General features: G+C 61.6%; 20 protein-coding genes. 5 read left to right on the forward strand and 15 right to left on the reverse strand.

The genetic code is table 11. The features are described from left to right. Positions 1 to 595 precede the first annotated feature (595 nt). The gene (locus JQ609_RS13885) at positions 596 to 751 is read left to right on the forward strand and encodes a hypothetical protein (protein WP_212273822.1); all 156 of its coding nucleotides are present in this window, start codon (positions 596 to 598) and stop codon (positions 749 to 751) included. Between the two features lie 59 nt (positions 752 to 810). Here the strand turns inward: JQ609_RS13885 and JQ609_RS13890 are convergent, their stop codons facing one another. The 8 genes from JQ609_RS13890 to JQ609_RS13925 all read right to left on the reverse strand — a co-directional run bounded on the left by JQ609_RS13890 (position 811) and on the right by JQ609_RS13925 (position 10,580). Beyond that, positions 811 to 1,797: an ABC transporter substrate-binding protein gene (locus tag JQ609_RS13890; RefSeq protein ID WP_212209194.1), complete on the reverse strand. Its 987-nt coding sequence runs from the start codon at positions 1,795 to 1,797 to the stop codon at positions 811 to 813. An 802-nt stretch (positions 1,798 to 2,599) separates the two neighbouring features. Further along, on the reverse strand, positions 2,600 to 2,857 hold the full coding sequence (locus tag JQ609_RS13895) for a hypothetical protein (RefSeq protein ID WP_212273823.1): 258 nt from the start codon (positions 2,855 to 2,857) through the stop codon (positions 2,600 to 2,602). A 158-nt stretch (positions 2,858 to 3,015) separates the two neighbouring features. Next, a complete protein-coding gene (locus tag JQ609_RS13900) occupies positions 3,016 to 3,648 on the reverse strand; it encodes a flavin reductase family protein (RefSeq protein ID WP_212273824.1) in 633 nt (210 codons plus the stop codon). Positions 3,649 to 3,763: 115 nt separating this feature from the next. Then, entirely contained in the window at positions 3,764 to 4,369 is a 606-nt protein-coding gene (locus JQ609_RS13905; RefSeq protein WP_212273944.1) for a TetR/AcrR family transcriptional regulator, read from the reverse strand. 18 nt (positions 4,370 to 4,387) lie between these two features. Continuing rightward, positions 4,388 to 7,540: an efflux RND transporter permease subunit gene (locus JQ609_RS13910; protein ID WP_212273825.1), complete on the reverse strand. Its 3,153-nt coding sequence runs from the start codon at positions 7,538 to 7,540 to the stop codon at positions 4,388 to 4,390. Positions 7,541 to 7,578: 38 nt separating this feature from the next. Then, positions 7,579 to 8,685 carry an efflux RND transporter periplasmic adaptor subunit gene (locus tag JQ609_RS13915; protein ID WP_212273826.1) on the reverse strand — a complete coding sequence of 369 codons (1,107 nt, stop codon included), beginning with the start codon at positions 8,683 to 8,685 and terminating at the stop codon, positions 7,579 to 7,581. Positions 8,686 to 9,059: 374 nt separating this feature from the next. After that, positions 9,060 to 10,229 carry a winged helix-turn-helix domain-containing protein gene (locus JQ609_RS13920; protein ID WP_212273827.1) on the reverse strand — a complete coding sequence of 390 codons (1,170 nt, stop codon included), beginning with the start codon at positions 10,227 to 10,229 and terminating at the stop codon, positions 9,060 to 9,062. A gap of 120 nt (positions 10,230 to 10,349) precedes the next feature. Beyond that, entirely contained in the window at positions 10,350 to 10,580 is a 231-nt protein-coding gene (locus tag JQ609_RS13925; RefSeq protein ID WP_212273828.1) for a hypothetical protein, read from the reverse strand. 506 nt (positions 10,581 to 11,086) lie between these two features. Here JQ609_RS13925 and JQ609_RS13930 point away from each other — a divergent pair. After that, entirely contained in the window at positions 11,087 to 11,716 is a 630-nt protein-coding gene (locus JQ609_RS13930) for an OmpA family protein (protein ID WP_212273829.1), read from the forward strand. 253 nt (positions 11,717 to 11,969) lie between these two features. On the opposite strand, the gene JQ609_RS13935 is transcribed toward JQ609_RS13930, so the two are convergent. After that, a complete protein-coding gene (locus JQ609_RS13935; protein WP_409411178.1) occupies positions 11,970 to 13,178 on the reverse strand; it encodes a phospholipid carrier-dependent glycosyltransferase in 1,209 nt (402 codons plus the stop codon). A gap of 284 nt (positions 13,179 to 13,462) precedes the next feature. Between JQ609_RS13935 and JQ609_RS13940 the strand changes: the two genes are divergently transcribed. Together JQ609_RS13940 and JQ609_RS13945 are read left to right on the forward strand one after the other, a co-directional pair. Further along, positions 13,463 to 14,173 carry a FecR domain-containing protein gene (locus tag JQ609_RS13940; protein WP_212209185.1) on the forward strand — a complete coding sequence of 237 codons (711 nt, stop codon included), beginning with the start codon at positions 13,463 to 13,465 and terminating at the stop codon, positions 14,171 to 14,173. Between the two features lie 2 nt (positions 14,174 to 14,175). Further along, entirely contained in the window at positions 14,176 to 15,285 is a 1,110-nt protein-coding gene (locus JQ609_RS13945; protein ID WP_212273831.1) for a hypothetical protein, read from the forward strand. 113 nt (positions 15,286 to 15,398) lie between these two features. Here JQ609_RS13945 and JQ609_RS13950 read toward each other — a convergent pair whose 3' ends face one another. Both JQ609_RS13950 and JQ609_RS13955 read right to left on the reverse strand, forming a co-directional pair. Then, positions 15,399 to 15,830, reverse strand: coding sequence for a VOC family protein (locus tag JQ609_RS13950; RefSeq protein ID WP_212209184.1), 432 nt, complete (start codon positions 15,828 to 15,830; stop codon positions 15,399 to 15,401). Positions 15,831 to 16,041: 211 nt separating this feature from the next. Next, positions 16,042 to 16,587 (reverse strand): cupin domain-containing protein, encoded by a 546-nt coding sequence (locus JQ609_RS13955; RefSeq protein WP_212209183.1) that lies wholly within the window; start codon positions 16,585 to 16,587, stop codon positions 16,042 to 16,044. A gap of 132 nt (positions 16,588 to 16,719) precedes the next feature. On the opposite strand from JQ609_RS13955, the gene JQ609_RS13960 reads away from it, so the two are divergent. Beyond that, a complete protein-coding gene (locus tag JQ609_RS13960) occupies positions 16,720 to 16,935 on the forward strand; it encodes a CsbD family protein (protein ID WP_212273832.1) in 216 nt (71 codons plus the stop codon). A 273-nt stretch (positions 16,936 to 17,208) separates the two neighbouring features. Here JQ609_RS13960 and JQ609_RS13965 read toward each other — a convergent pair whose 3' ends face one another. The 4 genes from JQ609_RS13965 to JQ609_RS13980 form a co-directional block, all read right to left on the reverse strand. Beyond that, the gene (locus JQ609_RS13965) at positions 17,209 to 17,667 is read right to left on the reverse strand and encodes an FKBP-type peptidyl-prolyl cis-trans isomerase (protein WP_212209181.1); all 459 of its coding nucleotides are present in this window, start codon (positions 17,665 to 17,667) and stop codon (positions 17,209 to 17,211) included. A gap of 166 nt (positions 17,668 to 17,833) precedes the next feature. After that, positions 17,834 to 19,969, reverse strand: coding sequence for a catalase (locus tag JQ609_RS13970; protein WP_212209180.1), 2,136 nt, complete (start codon positions 19,967 to 19,969; stop codon positions 17,834 to 17,836). Positions 19,970 to 20,204: 235 nt separating this feature from the next. Then, positions 20,205 to 20,477: a SemiSWEET family sugar transporter gene (locus tag JQ609_RS13975; protein WP_212209179.1), complete on the reverse strand. Its 273-nt coding sequence runs from the start codon at positions 20,475 to 20,477 to the stop codon at positions 20,205 to 20,207. 227 nt (positions 20,478 to 20,704) lie between these two features. Then, the gene (locus tag JQ609_RS13980) at positions 20,705 to 21,952 is read right to left on the reverse strand and encodes an FAD-dependent oxidoreductase (RefSeq protein WP_312014852.1); all 1,248 of its coding nucleotides are present in this window, start codon (positions 21,950 to 21,952) and stop codon (positions 20,705 to 20,707) included. Positions 21,953 to 22,026 lie beyond the last annotated feature (74 nt).

A 22,026-nucleotide genomic window follows, 5' to 3' on the forward strand; every position in this document is an offset into this window, starting at 1 on the left:
CTTTACGGCTTATGACGCGCTCTCCCCGGTGAGACGGCCTCTATTGCCACCGTCGCCCCTCGGAAGCGTTGGCTCCCTTAAGGCTTGACGCCGTTACGGGCGCCAGGACCACACGCTTTCGCCGTACGCTTCAGCCGCGACCGTCAATCGCAACAACAGCGTCCACCGCAACCCGCCCCTCGTTGTGACGATGGCCAACGCCCTCTGAGTGGGACGGAATGGCTATTGATGTGCAGGTGATTTGGGGTGGAAGGAAAGGGAAATATTTTTGATTTGCAGAAATTTGGGACTTGACATGATTTCTTAAAATCGGAAGTGATTTGCCCGTCGGGTCAATTTGTCGCGGGAAAGCGCAGGACCATGCGGCAGTGATGAGCGGGCGGCGGACCACCGATGAAGCAGCGACGAGCCCCGGATCAATCATAAACCTAAGTATCATCGTCCCAAACGAATGTAAGGCACTGATGAACGTCCGTGCAATGGTCCGACCCTTCCCTCTGCGAGAGGTTGTCGTTCGACGGCGTTATGCGGTTCGAACTGAGCGCTGGGCGGAGTAACGACCACGAAACTTGCAAGCAGGAAGGGAAGCACTGTCATGGACGTCATCATCCAGAGGATCAACGGCTTGTGGCACCTCATCGTCGGGTCGTGTCAGATCCGGACTCCGTTCCTGGAGACACAGCACCGCTCGCTGGTCGTTGCGTACGCCCGCCAGGTCTACCCGGGCGCCAAGATCCACGAACGCGACTGAGCACTCACGAAGGTCAAGAACTCGTAGGGCTGAGCGGCAGGCGTAGTCCACCCGACGGGCTATTCGATCACCTCGTCGGCACGTCCGATCAGCGCCAGCGGTATGTTCAAGCCTAGCACCTTTGCGGTTTTTAGATTGATTATCAATTCGGCCCTCGTGGTCTGCTGGACGGGCAGGTCAGCCGGCTTTTCGCCCTTAAGAATACGGCCGGCATAGAGACCGACCAAACGAAACCCCTCCGTCAGATTTCCACCGTAGCTCAAAACGCCGCCAGCTTCCGCGAAATCGCGATACTGATAGATCGCCGGCACCCGATGGCGCAACGCCAATGTAGCAAGTTGCTGCCTTCGTCCGGTGAAGAATGAATCAACGGCGATCACGAGCGCATTTGCCCGAAGTTGAGCCATTTTTTCAAAGACCGCATCGAACTCAGGTTCTGTGCCGGCACTCAGGATGTGCAATTGTAATCCAAGGATATCGGCCGCAGCTTGGACCTCTCTCGTGGTAGAGGCCATAAGGGCAGGATTGGTCGGGTTAATTAAGAGAGCCATGGCAGTCGCCGTGGGGATCAACTCGTGCATTAATTCCAACCGCTTCGGGGCAAGTTCGCCAGCTAACGAAGTCGTGCCGGTTACGTTGCCCCCCGGTTTGTTCAGGCTTGCGACTAGTCCAAGTGCAACCGGGTCGCCGGCTGTGAAGATGACGATTGGAATTGTTGATGTCGCCGCCTTTGCGGCCAATGCCCCGGGAGTTGTGGCTGGAGCGACAATCACGCTCACTTCACGATGGACCAGCTCGGCCGCCAAGGTAGGCAACCGGTTATTCTGACCCTCAGCCCAACGATATTCTACACGTACGTTCTGGCCCTCGGTGTAGCCGAGTTCGCCTAGGCCGCGGCGGAAACTGCGCAGAGCGCTCTCAGATACGGCGGGAGATTCGCTGCCCAGAAATCCAATCACCGGCAGGAATGGTTGCTGTGCCCATGCCATAAATGGGCACGCTGACGCCGCAGCACCGACAAAGGCTATAAATTTCCGCCGGTCCATGCTGCCTCCTTACCAAGAAAGCAGGCGCATCTTATCGCTGAATCCGGCCCATCGATAGAGGCTCGAGCGCCTACCGCAGCGCATATCCTGGTCGAAATCTTTACGCGTCAATCGCAGGCGGTGACGATCGTTCGACATCACGGTCATCGACGTTCGAGCCGCAAGCGGCGGATTACGCCGGAGCCTGTCATCGGGCCGCGCTTCGCGCGGACCCGTTGTGCTCAATCCACCCTGTACCTTTGCTGGCGTTCGGCGCTGGTCTAACAGTGTAGACTGGTCGCACGGGCCTATCTACCGGGAGCCGCCCAATCCGCCTGTGCCGAGAGCACCCACGTAGGATCTGCGCCCCGGTAGAGCGGCCACGGTCCGTCACCGTAATTCCCGAAGGCGCCGCTGGACGGCCGGGTTTTGGCTATTAGTATAGGTGCGGGAAACCGAGGGGGAAGCCAATGCTTTTCAAGCGATTTCGACGGGCCGTTGAACCCAGTCCCAGCAAATGGAAGCGAATAGAGGAAACACCGATACCGTTGAGCCTCGGTCGGATTTGGCTCGTTGATATTGATGGCAATATCACCCGCGCGATGGCGTTTACCTGGCCGATCCTCAAACGCCGCGAGCCGCGCAAATATCGGTTCTGGATGTCTCGCGAGCCTCACGCGCGAGAACCTGCGGCTGAAGCTATTGCGGCACTCAGAGCGCTTAGAGCCAAATAGGCCGGAGCACGTGGCTAAAAGCGCGAGGCTATATCAATCGCCAGCCGCGCGCTCTGCATCGCCAGGCGTGACATTTTCTCAGCGGATGCTCAGGTCTTTGGGAGCCACCACCCGAATAACGCAACAACGACGCACGCAGCCAGGGTGATCAAGTTCATGCCCATCGATTTCCAGTAACGGACCGGCGCTTCGTCTTTCTGAAAAATCCAGGTTTCACAGTCCAGAATATCCTCACCGCTGACCTCGATTTTTCTTTCGACGAGGCCATTCCAGAATCTGCGGCCGCAATCGAAGCAAAAATAAATCGCGACGAGGCGAGCGACGATCTCGCAAAGGAAAAATTGCATTCGACACCCGTCATCAAGCGCTGCTTCGATGACCAGGCCGCAATCGGCCGGGTCACGGCAGTCGTTGCATCCGCGCTACACGGTTTGGGTGTAGCCGGAACCGGTGTTGGTTCAATTGCAGCAACGATTCGCGGACCAGCGAGCGCGGGGCAAGACGATCAATCCGGCCGGATCATCTCGAACATGTTTTCCGGCTTGATCTCGAAATAGTCGCCGCTGCGGCCGGCGCGGACGATCGGGCGGGCCAGCGCGGTCTGGTAGACGCCGTCCTTGATCATGGCCTTGTCGATGTGGACGGCGACGACTTCGCCGAGCGTCAGCCAGGCCTGCGCCTTGTCGCCATTGGCGCCCTGCAACTGGATGATCTGCGTCAGGCGGCATTCGAACGCGACCGGACTTTCGGCGACGCGGGGCACGTTGACGAGCTTGCCGGGTACCGCCGTGAGGCCGGCGATGTTGAACTCGCTGACGTCGCGGGCGACGTGGGCCGCGGTGGCGTTCATCTGCTGCGCCAGGTCCATGGTCGCGAGATTCCAGACGAACTCCTTGGTCTCCTGGATGTTGGCGGCGCTGTCCTTCCAGTTGGTGGAGGAGAAGCCGATGATCGGCGGCTTGTAGCAGAACGCGTTGAAGAAGCTGTAGGGCGCCAGATTGACGTTGCCCTCGGTATCGCGCGACGAAATCCACCCGATCGGGCGCGGCGCGATGATGGCGTTGAAGGGATCGTGCTTGAGGCCGTGGCCCTTGGCAGGCTCGTAAAAATGCAGGTCTTTGGGGCTCTTGGCGTCCATTTTCCGGTGTTTCCTTCAATCGCAGGGGCGGCAAAGCGTAGCGCGCCCACCAGCTTTATTGAAGTAACAATGGTGGGCATGGCGCATGCGCGCCCGAAGCAACCCGGGCTCGGAGCTATTGCGCCTTGCGCGGAGCCATGCTGGCGAGGATGAAATCGATCATCCGGTCGATGGTCGGCCCCGGCTTGTTGGCGCATTGGGCGATCATTTGCGGGTGGAAGAAGCGGATCATACCGGTGCAGCAGCACAACGCCGCTTGCTCCAGATCATCGACCTCGAATTCGCCGGTCGCCACGCCCTGCGCAATCACGCTGCCCATCGTCTGGGTGATCAACATGATATGGGCGTTGCAGACCTCCCAGTCCTCCTCCATCGCGATCGCGACCATCTCGTGCAACTTGGAATCGCCGACATAGCGTTCCGAATTCATGCGGTGGACGGTTTTCATCAGTTCGCGCAACCGGGGCGCGGCCGGACCGGGCCGGTCCGCGATCCGCTGCGCCTCGACCTCGACCTCGCCCATCAGGGCGCGGGCGACGCCTTCGTGGATCGCCTTCTTCGAATCGAAGAAGCGATAGACGTTGGCCGGGCTCATCCGCAGTTCTTTGGCGATGTCGGCCACCGTCGTCTTCTGGTAGCCGATCTGCCGGAACAGACGCTCCGCCACCACGAGAATCCGTTCCCGCGTGTCAGTTTCGATGTGTTCAGCAATCAGCGTCATGTCAGAACCAATGTTCAATTATTCCGCCGCGTCGGCAAGCGGAAATGCGAGTGGAGACGTGCTCAGCTCCTTGGCGGCATGTTGCGGCGCAAGATCGGGCTGCTTGGTTTGGCCGCTTTCTTCCAGGCTCTTGCGGAACCAGAGCGCGTAGAGGCCCGGCAGGTACAGCAAGGTCAGGAAGGTTGCAACGAACAAACCGCCCATGATGGTGATCGCCATCGGTCCCCAGAAGGCCGAACGCGACAGCGGAATCATGGCCAGGATGGCGGCCAGCGCCGTCAGGATCACGGGGCGAGCCCGCCGCACGGTCGCTTCGACGATGGCCTCCTTGCGCGTCATGCCATGGGAAACGTCGGTCTCGATCTGGTCGACCAGAATGACCGCGTTGCGCATGATCATGCCGGCCAGCGCGATCAGCCCGAGCAGCGCCACGAAGCCGAACGGCTGGCCCGCGATGTTGAGGCCGAGCGAGGCGCCGACGATGCCGAGCGGCGCCGTCAGGAACACCAGGATCAGGCGCGAGAAGCTCTGCAGCTGGATCATCAGCAGCGTCAGCATGACAAGCGCCATCAGCGGAAACAGCACGGCGATCGAGGCGTTGCCCTTGGCGGATTCCTCGAACGCGCCGCCCGGCTCGATCCGGTAGGCCGGCTCGAGGCTGTCGCGGATTTGGCTCAGCTTCGGCCAGATCTGATTGGTGACGTCGGGCGCCTGCACGCCGTCGGCGACGTCGGTGCGCACGGTGATCGCCATGTCGCGGTTACGCCGCCACAGGATCGGCTCCTCATGGGCGTATTCGATCTTTGCAATTTGCTGCAGCGGCACGGCTACCCCATTACGTGACGTCACGGTGAGGTCGCCGACATGGCCGAGATCGAGCCGCTCGGAGGGCACCGCGCGGGCGACCACGCCGACCTTCTCGATGCCGTCGCGGATGGTCGTGACCGGCGCACCAGAGATCAGCATGCTGAGCGCCTGCGAGACGTCCTGCGGGGTAAGACCCAGCGCACGGGCACGGTCCTGATCGACCACGAGCTTGAGGTAGGGCGACTGCTCGTTCCAGTCGAGCTGCGGCTCCAGCGCATTCGGATTCTGCCGCATCACGTCGCGCACCTGATAGGCGATGTCGCGGACCTTGTTGGGGTTGGGGCCGATCACGCGGAACTGGACCGGGAAGCCGACCGGCGGGCCGAAATTGAAGCGGTCGATGCGCACGCGCGCCTCGGAGAGGTCGCCGCCGGCGACCGCCTTCTCCAGCCGCGCCTTGATGCGTTCGCGGGCATCGACGTCCTTGGAGACGATCACGATTTCCGCGAAGGCCTCGTTCGGCAGCTGCGGGTTGAGGCCGAGCCAGAACCGCGGCGAACCCTGGCCGACATAGGAGGTATAGGTCGCGATGTCCTTGTCGTCCTTGAGCAGCGCCTCGGCCTTCTTCACTGACTTCTCGGTGACGTTGAAGGCGGTGCCTTCGGGCAGGCGCAGCTGCAGGAACAGTTCGGGGCGCTCCGACAGCGGGAAGAACTGCTGCTGGACGTTGCCGAAGCCGACGATCGAGAGCGCGAACACGGCGACGGTCGCCACCACCACCTTGATGCGATGGTCGACGCACCACTGCACCATGCTGCGCAGGATGCGATAGACGCGGGTCTCATAGACCGCATGCGGATCGTGGTTGTGGTGGACCTTGATGTTCGGCAGCAGCTTGACGCCGATATAGGGCGTGAAGATCACGGCGACGAACCAGGACGCCACCAGCGAAATCGCCACGATCCAGAAGATGCCGCCGGCATATTCGCCGACCGCGGAATTGGCAAAGCCGATGGGGAGGAAGCCAGCGGCCGTGACCAGCGTCCCCGTGAGCATCGGAAACGCAGTAGATTCCCAGGCAAAGGACGCCGCGCGGACGCGGTCCCAGCCCTGCTCCATCTTCACCACCATCATCTCGACCGCGATGATGGCGTCGTCGACGAGCAGGCCGAGCGCGATGATCAGCGCGCCCAATGTAATACGGTGCAGATCGATCGACATCGCGTTCATGACGATGAAGACGATCGCCAGCACCAGCGGCACCGACATCGCCACCACGATGCCGGTTCGCCAGCCAAGCGCCAGGAACGAGACGAACAGCACGATCGCCAGCGCCTCGACGAAGGAGTGCACGAACTCGCCGACGGCGCGCTCGACCACCTTGGGCTGGTCGGCGATCTGCTCGACATTGATGCCCTGCGGCACCGCCTTCATGAAGTCATTGGTCGCGTTCTCGACTTCCTTGCCGAGTTCGAGGATGTTGGCGCCCTTGGCGGTGACCACGCCGATACCGAGCGCGGGCTTGCCTTCCTGGCGCGCCTTGAAGGTCGGCGGATCGACGAAGCCGTGGGTGACGGTGGCGATATCGCCCAGGCGGAAAATCCGGCCGTTGCTCTCGACCGGCGTCTCGGCGACCGCCTTGGCGCCGTCGAGCGCGCCGGTGACGCGCAGCGGCACGCGCTGCGAGGAAGTTTCCACCGTGCCGGCCGGCGTGACGTTGTTCTGCTTGGCCAGGGAATCGAACAGCGCCTGCGGTGTGACGCCGATCGTCGCCAGCTTGGCGTGCGAGAACTCGACGAAGATGCGCTCGTCCTGGGCGCCGTAGAGATTGACCTTGGTGACGCCGGGCACCTTCAGCAGCCGCTGGCGCATGCCTTCGGCCGCCTTCTTCAGCTGCGCATAATCGGCGCCGTCGCCGGTCATCATATAGAGAATGGAATCGACGTCGCTGAATTCGTCATTGACGTTGGGGCCAAGCAGGCCCGCCGGCAACTGGCCCTGCACGTCGGCGAGCTTCTTGCGTAGCAAATAGAACAGATACGGCACTTGCGCCGGCGGCGTCGAATCCTTGAACGTGACCTGCATCGCGGTGAACGCGGGCTTGGAATAGGTCTGCACCTTCTCGAAGTAAGGCAGCTCCTGCAGCTTCTTCTCGATGGGATCGGCGACCTGGGTCTGCATCTCCTGCGCCGTGGCGCCCGGCCAGATCGCGGAGACGTTGACCACCTTCACGGTGAAGAACGGATCCTCGGCGCGGCCAAGCCGCTCGTAGGAGAAGAAGCCGGCCACACCCAGCGCGATCATCAGGAACAGGATCAGCGTCGGATGGCTTACCGCCCAGCCCGACAGATTGAAGCGCTTCATCTCACTCTCCAACGCATTCCGTTGTTACCGACCGCGGATCAGAACGACAGCGACGAGACGACCCGGACCTTCTGCGCCGGATCGAGCTTCTGCACGCCGAGCGCCACAACCTTGGCGCCTTCAGGCACGCCGCCGGTGATGACGACGGAATTGCTCTCGTAGGATTTCACGACGACCGGCTTCAGCGTCACGGCGCCGGCATCGTCCACGATGTAGAGCGAGGGATTGCCGCCCTGGCTGTACAGCGCCGACAGCGGCAGCTTCGCGACGTTCTCGGTGGCGGGATCGGACAGCGTCAGCGTTGCGGTCATGCCGAGCGACACGCTGTCGCCGGCGCCGGGCAGCGAGAACTTTGCCAGATAGGTGCGCGTTGCCGGATCCGCCGTCGGCGCGATCTCGCGCAGCTTTGCGACGTATTTCTTGTTGGCGTCCGACCACAGCGTGACCGAGGCGGCGCCATCCTTGGCGCGGCCAACCAGAGTCTCAGGGATCGCGACCACGGCTTCCTTTTCGGCAAAGCGCGCGACACGAACCGCGGTCTGGCCGGAGGCGACCACCTGGCCGGCGTCGATGAGGGTCGCCGTGACGACACCGCGCGTATCGGCGACCAGCGTCGCATAAGAGAGTGAGTTCTTGGTCAGTTCGACCGAGCGCTCGGCACGATAGAAGCGCGCGCGGGCCTCATCGGCGGCGGCGCGGCTCTGATCCATCTGCGCGTCCGTGGTCCAGCCCTTGGCGCGGAGATCCTTGGCGCGTTGCTCGGACGCTGAGGCCTGCGCCAGCACGCCGGTCGCGGCGCGGTATTCCGCTTCGGACTGCTCGGCCTGCAGCTTCAGATCGACTTCATCGAGGGTGGCGAGCGGCTGGCCGACATCAACGGTCTGGCCGACTTCCACGAGGCGCTTTGCAACCTTGCCCGGGACCCGGAAACCCATGTCGGTCTCGATCCGCGGCCTGATGGTGCCAACAAAACTGCGTTCCGGCGTTTCCGCCTCATAATGCACGGTGGCGACCAGAACCGGACGCCCCGGAGCGACTTTTTCTGCCGCCTTTTCATTGCAGCCGGTCAACGAAAACACCGCCAACGCCAGCATCGCTCCGGTCAAGAGCCTGTAATAGCTGGAAAAAATGGAACGGGCGAACATCGGTTTTCTCCATCGGCTACATGCTGATGAAGATTATTGAATGTTCACTGACGAATGTCAATATTCGTCAGTGAACACCAATTCGTGAGTTAATGAGTTATTAAGGGTCCAAATCTCCCGTCGCCCCGGCCTTGAGCCGGGGCCCATAGCCACCGATGGCCGTTTTGCGAAAGCCGTGACAGCGTGCCCCTTACAATGGCCGCGGCGTATGGGCCCCCGATGCGCAATTGCGCATCTGTGCTCAAGGCCGGGGCGACGAAACAGATGTAGCCCGGATGAAGCGCAGCGAAATCCGGGGCCGCTCGCAAACCCAGAGAGTTTCCCGGATTGCGCTGCGCTTCATCCGGGCTACGGGCTTACTTCGCGCGGGCGCCCTACTCCGCCAGTTGAAACCGCTCGAAGCGATGCAGCTCTTCCTCGATGCGGCGCTTGAGCTCCTTGCGCGGAGCCTTCGCGGCACCCTTGCCGACCCAGTTCCATTTCTGCATCAGCAATTTCTTTTCCTTGCGGTCGGTCTTCAGATCGATCGCGGCGACGATGTCTTCGCCGACCAGGACCGGCAGCGCGAAATAACCGAACAGGCGCTTTTCCCGGGGTACATAGGCCTCGAAACGATGGCCGTAATCGAAGAACAATTCGGTGCGCTTGCGCTGGATGATCAGGGGATCGAACGGCGAGAGGATGTGCACCAGGCCGCCATCGCCCTCGCCCGTGGGCTGCTCCAGCGTCTCTGCCCGCGCCCAATGTTCCTGCTTGCCCGCGCCTTCGAGTTCTATCGCCACCATCTCCTTGCGGCGGACCCGCGCCTCGATCAGGCGGCGGACCGCGGCCTTGTTCGGCGCATCGAGATGGCAGATCGAATCGAGGCTAACGAGTCCCTGCGCGCGCAAGGCGCGGTCGAGCAGATAGGAGGTCGTCTCCAGGTTCGATGCCGGCTTCGGCGGTCTGTCCCAGCCGAAATGCCGCGTCATCAGCTCATATGTCTTCAGCATGCCGGTGCGTTCAGAGATCGTGACCGCGCCGGTATAGAACGCCAGCTGCAGCGCGCGTTTGGACGGCTTGCGGCTCGCCCACAGATGCTCCTTCTCGGTCAGCACGTCGTCCTCGATGTCGCGGATGGTCAGTGCGCCATCGCGTTTGAGCAGCCGCATCACCTTGCGGGTGTCGGCGGGACTGACGGACGCGAACCATTTATGGCCCTCGCGCTTGTGCAGCTTCATGCCCGGCACGAAGAAGCGAAAATCTTTCGACGGCACATAGGACAGCGCATGGGTCCAGTATTCGAACACGCTCTTGTCGACGCTCTGGGCCTGCCGCAGGTCCGCGCGGCGATAATTGGGAATGCGGCTGAAGAGAATGTGGTGGTGGCAGCGCTCGATCACGTTGATGGTGTCGATCTGCACATAGCCGAGATGTTCCACCGCGGCGGCAGTGGCCGCTGGCCCCTCGCCGAACGGGTCAGGCGTATCGAGCCGCTGGGCACGCAGCCAGATTCGCCGGGCCTCGGTCTTGGTCAGGGGGTGGGGTTTTGTCGCGCGGGGCATCGCCCGGCAATGTAGTCGGATTCGCTCATTGGAGAAGTCCCGGATCTGGGATGAGGAACAGACTCTTCTGTTTGACGCGTTTTCTTAAACGCGAACCGGTACCCACTTCGCTCGAAAACGCTATCTCTTCGGCCGGTCCGGGACGCTACCGGTTGCGATATCAGCCTCGCAGGACGCCTTGCCATGGTCCGGGGCGCGGCATTTGTAGACGCTGCCGGTCAGACGATCGACCAGCCACGCGCTCTCTTCGGTCGGACCTTCGAAGGCGGTATAGCGGGTGCCAAGCGCGTTGATGAACGTCGACAGCAGGATCGCCGCCGCGATCAGCGCCGCGCCGATCAAGGTCGGCATCGAACTTGCCGAGCCCGTGAGCTCCGGTGGAACGTTACGATAATTTTGATACTCACGCTGCCGCTTAACCGATTGAAACACCCGCCCGCCTGCTCTTGCTTGCCCAAACTTTTTCTTCGATTTCTTTTGGGATTTTCACGTGGAGAATTTTGCTAGGTCCCCATCTTGCCGATTTGTTGTTCGCAGATCGGCGCTGACGCGACGGCATTGCGACCAGCAAACAGCAAAGAAGAAGCCGGGAGGCGGCGCGGGTTCGCTGATACCTGCAACACGAGGCCAATTGCGCTTTGGATAATGGCGCGCGGCTCGCAAGCGCCCTTTACAGGCGTCGCAGGGAACACAGTGATCCAGATCACACAGAGTAGCGAAGCGACCCCCATATCAACGGAAACTGGCCGCTTTCAACGTGACCTAGATCACCTTAGCCTATTTGAACCTGTCTTATCTTCGCAGCATCAAACCGCCAACCAGCCAATATGGCAGGCGTAACAGTAAGGAAGACGACAATGACCCGCTCTAATGGATTTTCCATCCTGACATTCGGCGCCGCGCTGTCGATGACGGCGGGCGTGGCGTTTGCCGGCGAGACCGTCTCGGCAGACAAGATCCTGAACGCGCTGAAGCCGACGTCGGCGACCCGCAGCCTCTCGCTCGGCCCGCAGGTCAACACCGCCGCCCAGGCCAAGGAAGCCAGCTTCGTCGACACGCTGCGCAATCGCAAAACCCGGTCGCTCTCGCTCGGCGAGCGCCAGGAAATTGCCGAACTCGCCGCGACCAAGCCGAAGATCGATCTCGAAATCCGCTTCGACTACAATTCGGCCGACATCAGCAAGAGTTCGATGTCGGCGGTGCAGGAACTCGGCAAGGCGCTTTCGGACGCCAGCCTGAAGGGTTCGACCTTCGTGGTTGCCGGTCATACCGACGCGGTCGGCAGCGACGGATACAACCAGGACCTCTCCGAGCGCCGCGCCGATACGATCAAGAAGTTTCTCACCGAGCAATACGGCCTCAACGCCTCCGACCTCGTGACCGTCGGCTACGGCGAGACCAAGCCGAAGGATCCGAACGCGCCGATGGACCCGGTCAACCGCCGCGTCCAGGTCGTCAACATGGATACCAAGACCGCGTCGAAGTGACGTGATGCGATTTGATCCGCCTGCCGGAAACGGCAGGCGGATTTCGTTTGTCTCATCCGCACACGTCATCCTGAGGCGCGAGCCTTGCGGTGCACTTGCACCGCTGGGCGAGCCTCGAAGGATGGGCCGCGGGCGCTTCTCATCCTTCGAGGCGCGCAAGAGCGCGCACCTACGGGTGAACGCAATTGCGTTCATCCCGGGGATGACGCGAGAAAGTGCGAGCGGGCTCGCTTCAACCCAAGCCTATCCCGCTCTATATCCAGTTCTGGAAAATCATCAGGCGGTTGAACGTCGCCATCGATGTTTCCACGAACGCGGCCGAGATCGGCAGCATCGCGGCGAAGCCCGCCGCTCCGACCGCGACAAAGGCCCATAACAGCCAACGCGGCGTGCCGCCGCGGCGGAGCGCGTAGACCAGCACGAAGCTCGCGGTGGTCGCGGCCGGCAGATAATAGTAGATGAAGCCGAGCGTTCGCGGCAGCAACGCCCAGGCGAGATACGGGCCGACATAGAAAGCCAGCACCAGAAACGCATCCGCTCGCCGCGTCACGATCCAGTCACGCAGGCAAACCAATAGCGCGATCAGCGCCGACCACAGGATCAGGGGATTGCCGAGAAAGACCACGGCCGAGATCCTGTCGTCGCCGACCTTGTCGAACAGATACCAGACCGGGCGCACCAGGAACGGCCAGGACGGCCACGAACTCATATAGGTGTGGCCCGCGATCGCGGTCGTCGTGTTGTCGCTGAAAATCCGCCGTTGCGCCTCGATGATATCAGGGACCGACAGGCCGTAGAGCGGGACGAAGGTCGAGAGATAGGCCAGCGCCGGCATCAGCAGGAAGCACGCCGCGAGATGCCAGGCCTTGAAATCGGGCCACAGGTCGGGCCGGTACCAGTCATCTTCATTGCCGTCGGCAAATTGCGTACGCCAGCTTTGCATCAGGCGGATCACCGCCACGATGACCACGCAGACCGCGAGCACGAACAGACCGCTCCATTTGCAGCCGATCGCAAAACCGGAGCATAGCCCGGTCAATGCGAACCACAAATGCGGCCGCTGCTGCCGGAAGCCGTACATGAACGCGGCGATGGCGAACAGGCTGAAAGTCAGTGCGAAAATATCCAGCATCGCGATCCGCGATTGCACGAACAGCATCTGATTGAAAAAGGCGAGCAGGCTCGCGGCGATGGCCGGCCCTTGCGCCGCAAACAATGCGAGGCCGCACAGATAGACCGCGACGATGGCGAGTGCGCCGGACAGCACCGCCGGATAGCGCCAGCCCAGCGGCACGTCGCCGAAGGTGTGGATCGACAGCGCGATGAATTGCTTGGCCAGCGGCGGATGCATCGGGTTGAGCATCGGCTGCGGCATCACGGGAAGAAGCATCTGCCGCGCCGCCGGCACGTAATGCACTTCGTCGAAGTAGAACTTTTCGGGCGTGGTGATGCCGATCAGCATCGCGAAATGCGCGAAAAAAAACAGGGTACCCGCGATGATAGCGGTGCGCGCAATCGTCTGATTGGGAATAGAAGTTGGTGATTCTGGCACTGTCTTCACGAACCAAATGAAATTGCGGCAAAATTCAGTGTGGGCGGTACAGATTTTTATGTCCATCGCATTGAACGCGATTGGAATCCGGCAGCACTAACCACCGGGCTAGTAGCGCGCCGCCTGTGATAATTCTACCACATCATTTGCGTGCGCGATCCGGTACGATATCGGGATAATCGATCGGCTTTGAAATGAAATCGCGTAACTACTCTGTTTTTCTTTTTGTGCTTGGTGCAATCGCGGTGCTGGCGGCAAGTCCGCTTTCAGCACAAACGCGCGTCGGTGAAGCCGCCGTCGTCAAGAATCAAGTTCTCCGTGTTAAGGGATCGGCAACCAGCCAGCTCAATGTCGGCGACGGATTACTGCGCGACGAAATCGTGCGCACCGGCCTCGACAGCGCCGCGCGGCTGGTGATGTCCGACAGCACCAACCTTTCGCTCGGGCCGAGCGCGTCGCTCAAGCTCGACCGCACCGTCTTCGACGATGAGACCCATTACCGCGACGTCGCGATCCGCCTGACCTCCGGCGCGTTCCGCTTCGTCACCGGTAATTCGGAAAAAGCCGCCTACAAGATCACGACGCCGCTCGCGACCATCGGCGTCCGCGGCACCACGCTCGACATCCTGTCGCAGCGCGGCCAGACCGTCGTCAACTTGCGGGAAGGCCAGGCCTCGGTCTGCACCGTCAGCTTCGAATGCGTCCAGCTCACCAGTCCCGGCGATACCGCTGTCATCACCCTGAGCGGCGGCAAGACATCCATCAAGAAGACCAACAACCCGCCATGGACCTTTGCCAAGACCTGCAGCGCGGCGGCGGGGCTTTGCAGCGCGACGCAATATGCCAACGCCTCGCCGACGGTGACGCCGCCGGTCGATGACGGCGGTATGTTGTGCGGACGCTGATGATGGCAAACCGCATCAAGGGCTTCATTGTATCGGCCGCGTTGACCGCGGGGGTTTTGCTGACGCCAATGCTGATCGCGCCCGCGTCGGCGCAGTCACCGTCACCAACGTATTCGCCGTCACCAACACCAACCCCCACATATTCACCGACACCAACGCCCTCGCCGTCGCCGACTCCCATTGCGTCGCCAACGCCGACACCAACGCCGAGCCCAACCGGCGCGGATTCCAGCGCGGGATCGATCAACGACCTGGCCAAGCAGCGCTTCAACCAGATGATCACCAACCGCGTGCTCGGCACGGTGCTTTTGGGCATCAACGAGCAGGTCAATTGCGGCGATTGCGTCAGCGCGTTCGGCTCGGCCGGATCGTTCTCGGCGGGTATTCACGGCCGCAAGAACCTGACTGCCAATCTGTCGCTGCTGGCCGGCATCGCCTACACCCATTACAGCGAAGGCGGCTACAGCGTCACGGCAGCCCCGATCGGCGCGTTCGCGCTGCGCTATGATTTCGCCGACTGGGGATCGTCGCGGCCGTTCTTCGACATCGGCGCCATCCTGACGCCCTATGAGAAGATCCGCTATCGCCGCACCTATGCGACGAGCCTAGGGGCGGTATCGCTGGACAGCCACACCACCGGCGACAATTACGGCGTCTATGGCCGCGCGGGCTGGATCAGCCGGCTGTCGCCGCGCGACGAGGTCGCCGCCTCCGTCGAGGTCTGGCAGTTGTGGCAGCGCGTGAAGGGCTATACCGATCCCGCCGCCGCGTTCAATCCGTTCGACGCCTCGATATCAGGCGGCACCGACAAGACCAACCTGGTCAAGATCGGCGGCCAGTGGACGCATCTGTTCGGCAACAATGTCGAGGCCAATATCAATGGCGGCTTCGTGCAATCGTTCGGCACGCAATCCGGCATCGTCGCCACCGTGACCGGCAACGGCACCGTGGTGCCGACGATCGGAAACCAGGGCTGGTTCGAATATGGCGGCCGCCTCGGCTTCCGCATCAGCAAGGGCTGGATCGCCGACCTCTTCGCCAACGGCACCGCCGGCCCGCAACCTGTCGGCAACACACTGCATGGCGGCGTCGGGCTGCGGATCACGTATTAGCTGACAACGTAGGGTGGGCAAAGCGCAAGCGTGCCCACGATTTACATTTGTGACTGGGAAAGATGGTGGGCACGGCGCAGTTGCGCCTTTGCCCACCCTTCGCATCCCCTGCCCTAGGCGTTGGCCGCAGCCGGTTGCGCTGCATTCGCGGCCGCGACATCCATCCACATCACTTCCCAGATATGGCCGTCCGGATCCTCAAAGCTGCGGCCGTACATGAAGCCGTAATCCTGCTTCGGGCAGGGATCGACGCCGCCGCCCGCCCTCTCGGCCTTGCCGACGACATCGTCGACTTCCGCCCGGCTGTCGGCGGAGACGCAGATCAGCACCTCGCAGGAAGTCTTGGCGTCCGCGATCTTCTTCGGCGAGAACTGCATGAACTTCTCATGGGTCAGCAGCATCGCGTGGATGGTGTCGGAAAACACCATGCAGGACGCCGTGTCGTCGCAGAACTGCTCGTTCTTCACGGCGCCGATCGCCTGGTAGAACGCAGTGGCGCGGGCAAGGTCGCTGACCGGCAGGTTGACGAAGATCATTTTGGCCATGAATGGGCTCCTTTTCGAGGGGTTCGGAGAGAGGACGAATGCCCGGGGGCCGATCCGACATCGGTCCTGGAATTTTATTCGGCCCGATTTTCGGTGTCATGAGGGGGCTTGGCAGGACTTCGGCAAACCAGCTTCGGCATACCAATACGAAATGCCCGGCGCGAGGCCGGGCATGACAAGTTTAACCGTCATCGCAAGGGGCGGCGAGAAGTTACGATTTCTTCTCCGCAGGGTCCCGGTGCACGGGGTCGACCCACAGTACGGTCTCCGGCTTTTCGATCGGCTCGATGTCGAGGTTGATCGCGACCGCTTCGCCGTCGCTGCGCACCAGCACGCATTCCAGCACCTCGTCGCGGCTGGCGTTGATCTCCTGGTGCGGCACATAGGGCGGCACAAAGATGAAATCGCCGGGCCCGGCTTCGGCAGTGAATTGCAGCTGCTCGCCCCAGCGCATCCGCGCCTTGCCCTTCACGACATAGATGATGCTTTCGAGATGGCCGTGATGATGCGCGCCGGTCTTGGCGTCGGGGCGGATCGTCACGGTGCCCGCCCATAATTTCTGCGCGCCGACGCGGGCGAAATTGATCGCGGCCTTGCGGTCCATGCCCGCGGTCGACGGCACGTTGGGATCGAGCTGATTGCCGGGAATGACTCGGACGCCATCATGCTTCCAGCGATCGGCGTCGTGGCTGTGCGAGTGATCGCCGTGAGAATGATCGTGCGAGTGATCGTGTGGATGGTCGTGAGAACCTGACATCGCGCTGCTTTCCGTAAAATCGTTCGGTGGCCAAGCGTACATAAAAACGTGAACAGAAACCAGCGTTTAGAGGAACCGCTGGCGCATTGGTGCGTTGCCTTATCGAAGCACAAACATCAGAAGGAATGTTCCATGGGTAGCACGGCAGACAAGGTTAAAGGCACTGCCAACGAAGCCATCGGCAAGGCCAAGCAGGGCATCGGCGAAGCCACCGGTTCTGAGCAACTGCAGGGCGAAGGCGTGATCCAGGAAGTCAAAGGCAAGGGCCAGAAGGCGATGGGCGACACCAAGGAAGCTGCCAAGGAAGCCCTCGACAAGGCCGCCAACGCGGCAAACAAGAATCTCTGATCGCGCTGATTGCGTGAAACTGAAAGACCGGCCCTTTGGGGCCGGTTTTTTTGTCGTTATCCATCGTCATGGCCGCGCATAGCCGTCTGAAGGACGGCGTCGCTTACGCTCGCCTATGCCCGGCCATCCACGACTTACTTTTTCGTGCGCAGTAAAGACGTGGATGCCCGGCATCGCAGACAAGTTTACGCGGTCTGCGCAAGGCAGACCACTATGGCCGGGCATGACGGAGAGGTTGAGATTAACTTAGCCCCGCTCGTCGATCACGGCCGGTTACTTCACCGCCAGCAATTCGACGTCGAACATCAGCGTGGCGTTGGGCGGGATGACGCCGCCGGCGCCGCGCGCGCCATAGCCCAGCGCGGGCGGAATGATCAGCGTGCGCTTGCCGCCGACCTTCATCGAGGCGACACCCTCGTCCCAACCCTTGATAACGCGGCCCTGGCCGATCGGAAAATCGAACGGCTCGTTGCGGTCGACCGAAGAGTCGAACTTCTTGCCCTTCTGGCCATTTTCATAGAGCCAGCCGGTGTAGTGCATGACGCAGGTCTGGCCGGGTTTCGGCGACGCGCCGGTGCCGACCGTGCTGTCGATGATCTGCAAACCTGAAGCTGTGGTCATGGGTTTTCCTGCGGTCTGGGCCGATGCGATTGTGGGAACGAGAGGTAAAGTAACGGCAGCCGCGACGGCTGTGAACGCAGTCTGGATGATCGTGCGCCGGGAAGATCGCATCTAGTTACCTTTCTCGATAAGTCGGAACGTGTCTAGCGCAACGGACCTGATGTTGTCACCCCGTCGGCGCGGGAAATACCCACGGAATCGACGCCATTCCGGTGTGGTCCATCAGCGCTTTTCCGCAACTTCTGCAACCCGATCGGACAGCTTCGCTATCGCCCTGCTATTTCATCTTGACGCCGGGCTCCCGGCCCCAAACCCGCAATTGACCCAGCTTGCCGACAAAGCCTGCCACGTCCTTTGGCGAAGCCAGAGCAATAAAGCCTTCGTCGATGTCGGCCTTTCCGATCCCGGCTTTCGCAAACAGCGGTGTTGCCGCTTCCACGTGACCGATGAACTTGCAATGAGCGAACGCATCGGCGACGAAATCCCGCGCGGTGGATTCCTGCAGCAGATCGTCCATTGCGGAAGCCGCCGGCAGCAGTGCAACCGCGTCGTACAATACCGAGGGACCGCCATCGATCATCTGATCAGCCTCGATCCAGCTCCCGTCGCCGGCCTTGGCTCCTCCCACCCTCGGGGCGATGATTTCGAACGTGGCGCCTTCCTTGGTGAGCGCCTTCTGCAACGCTTTCAGCAACGCAGCATCGGTGCCGTCGGTGACGAGAATACCGAGCTTGCGGCCTTCGAACCGTTGCGGCCCGTTCTCGACGATGCTCAGTTTCGACGACGGATCGAGGTCCTGCCGCGTCGGCATTGCCGCAGCGGCCGGTTTGGGCATCGCTTTCAGCCCGAGCCCTGTGCCGACCCTGCCCGCCAGCGTCTCGTCGATGTTGAGCAAATGCGACACCATCCGTTCGCGAATAGCTGATGTTTTCACCTTGCTGAGTTCGAAGGTCAGCGCCGCCGCGATATGATGCTGCTCGCCGCGGGTTTGGCTGATCAGGAACTGCCGCGCCTGGCTGTAATGATCGGCGAAGCTCTCCGCGCGCAGGCGGCGTTTGGCGCCCTGCTCCACGTCCGCAAACGGCACGAAGCCGCGCTGCGGGGATTCGCGCGGGCCTTCGCCGAACGAGTTCGGCTGATAGTTGACGCGCCCGACCGGGTTGCGCATCGCCATATGACCATCCTGCTGGAAATGAGCGAACGGACATTTCGGCGCGTTGATCGGAATATGGGTAAAGTTCGGGCTGCCCAGCCGCTTCAACTGGGTATCGAGGTACGAAAAATTGCGCCCCTGCAGCAGCGGATCGTTGGAGAAGTCGACGCCGGGCGGCACGTTCTGGGTCATGAACGCAACCTGTTCGGTCTCGGCAAAGAAATTATCCGGCATCCGGTCCAGCACCAGACGGCCGACCGGGACCGGCGGCAGCATTTCTTCCGGAATGATCTTGGTAGGATCCAGCACATCGAACTCGAAACGGTCCGCGAAGGCCTGATCGAACAGCTGAAACTGCAGTTCCCATTCCGGAAAATTTCCGGCCTGTATCGCGGACCAAAGGTCGCGGCGATGGAAATCCGGATCGGCGCCGTTGATCTTCACGGCCTCGTTCCACAACACCGACTGTAGGCCGAGCTTGGGCTTCCAGTGGAATTTGACGAACGTCGACTCCTGCTTCGCATTGACGAGGCGGAATGTATGAACGCCGAACCCTTCCATGAAGCGGAACGAGCGCGGAATGGCCCGGTCCGACATCACCCACATGATCATGTGCATGCTTTCGGGGGTGAGACTGATGAAATCCCAGAAATTGTCGTGGGCGGATTGGGCCTGTGGAAACGCGCAGTCCGGCTCTTCCTTCACCGCATGAACGAGGTCCGGAAACTTGATCGCGTCCTGGATGAAGAACACCGGAATGTTGTTGCCGACGATGTCCCAATTGCCTTCCTGCGTATAGAGCTTGACGGCAAACCCGCGCACATCGCGCGCCAGATCGAACGAGCCCTTTGCGCCCGCCACCGTCGAGAACCGCACAAAGGCCGGCGTTCGCTCGCCGCCGCGCTGAAACAGGTCGGCACGGGTGTATTTCGAAAGCGGCTTGTAGTTCTCGAAGAAGCCGTGTGCGCCGTAGCCGCGGGCATGAACCACCCGCTCCGGAATGCGCTCGTGGTCGAAGTGGAAGATCTTCTCGCGGAAATGGAAGTCTTCGAGCAGCGTTGGTCCGCGGGGGCCGATCTTGAGCGAGTTCTGATCGTCCGACACCGGGCCGCCCTGGGCGGTGGTCAGCACCGGCACATCACCTGTCGCGACCTGATGCAGTTCGCCGCCCTCGCCGCGACTGGGTTTCTGATCGTGAATCGTTACCGATCGGGCGGATATGGCTTTGCCGTTGGCGGCGGAACTGGAAGATTTGGCCATGAATTTTCCTTGTTAAGACAACGGCACCAGGTTTTGAGGATCAGCTCGGCGCGTTGCACGCCGACACCCATGCAGAGCGCGACTGCAAGCCGTGCAGCAACAGATCGTCCAGGGTCTTGATGTCTTTTGAAGACAACCCCATTTGCATCTCCCGATTGAACATTTTGAAACCGAGGCGCGTTAAACATTTCAGGACGGTCAAATGTTCCTGTCGGCGATTCACAAATGGGACGAGCTAGGTTTCAGACCTCATGTCGCGGAGCTTGAAGGCGAGCACGCTCGCCGAAAGGGCAGCGCCGACGCCGTTAGCAGCGACAATGACCCAGTCGCCTTTCAGCAATCCGTAAGCGATCCAGCACACCAGACCCGACGTCAGAACGACCAGCATGGTTAGCGAAAGATCGGCGGTCGATCCGCGCGGCCACGCCTTCTGCACCTGCGGAATATACGACAGGGAAGTAAGAGCGGCGGCGCAGGCTCCGATCCACGGAGCGAAGTCCTGGATCATTTCGATCGCGCCTTAAGTGAATGGGGTGGATCCGGAGCCTCACTGCGGAATTGTCCGTCGGGGCCCAAGATCTCTAACGATTCATGAATAGTGCGAGAAGTAGAATGATCGGAAGCGGAATTCCGATCAACCAGAGAAGCGCGCCTTTACCGAAACCCATGTCGGCCTCCATGCATTGATGACTGGACAACGCGTGGCGAAGAGAGGGGTTCCGACGATGCAATCCTTCAGCCGATCAGTCCGCCATCCCGGTCCAGCGCGAAATCGCGCAGCAAGGGCGAGGTCGCGCCCGCGATCAAATCGCCGATCAGGTGCGCGGCGAGATAGCTGAACGTGATGCCGTTGCCGCCATAGCCGTAGGCCGCAAAGACGCCCTTTTGCCCCGGCACCGGGCCGATCAGCGGCAGGCCGTCGCGCGTGGTGTCGAACGTGCCGGACCAGCGGAATTCGATTTCGGTGTTCGCGATCGGCCATAGCGCCGCAAGCTTTTGTGCGAGAATCCTGGACTTCTCCGGGATCAGGCGGTCGCGCGCCTCCGGCTCGATCACCTCCTCGCTGTCTTCGCCGCCGATGATGATCCGCCCGGCCCGCGTCGTGCGCGCATAGTGATAAGCCTTGCTGTTCTCCCAGATCAGCACGGCGTCTTTCCAGATGTTCTGCGGTTGCGGCGTGGTCGCAATCGCCCAGCTCGACGACACCGCGTGCACGGTCGAACGGACGATATCGGGCATCGTATAACCGGTCGCGAGTATCACCGAACGCGCCTCGATCCCGCGGCCATTGGCCATGGTGACACCGACTGAACGTCCCGCAGGATCGAACGCCACAGCCTCGCCATCGAACAGACGAGCGCTACGCGCAACGCAAGCGTTGAGAAGCCCGCGCGCCAGTTGCATGGGATCGGAATCGGCGGCGCCCGGCGAGACAATTGCGCCTGCGCGCGCAAATCCAAAAATCTCCAGCAGCCTGGCATGGTCGAGATAATCGCCGGGCAGACCGGCGCGTTGGCGCAGGCGATGTTCTTCGATCAATTCACCTCCGGTGTCACCGGCCGCCAGATAAAGCGCATCCCTGTCATGCATGTCGCAGGCGATGCCGAGCTGTGCTACCAGCGATTTCAGGCCGGTGACCGCGTTCAGGCTGGCGCGATAGGCGCGCGACGCGCGCTCGAAGCCATAGGCGTCCGTCAGTTCGGTGAGAGAGCGGTCGATTTCCCACAGCAGCATCGAGGTGCTGGCTGCGGTGCTGCCGCGACCCGGCAACTCGCGATCGACGATCACGACGTCGAGGCCCTGGCGAGTCAGGCGTTCGGCGACCAGCGATCCGGTGATCCCCGCGCCGACGACCAGCGCGTCGCATTTGAGATTCTCGCTGACCTCACGACGCGCCGGATGTGCGGCCGCCGCAAACCACGGCGATTGTCCGCCGTGCAGATCGGCCTGTTCGCTGTCGTCGGTATCGAGAACGCTGATCACGGACCTCAGGGGGCTGACGCAGGTCAAACCGGCGCACGTCCGCGCCCATCGCTTAACGAAAGCGATGGGGGTCT

Origin of the sequence: Bradyrhizobium sp. AUGA SZCCT0169 (genome assembly GCF_018130085.1) — a bacterium.
GTDB lineage: Bacteria > Pseudomonadota > Alphaproteobacteria > Rhizobiales > Xanthobacteraceae > Bradyrhizobium.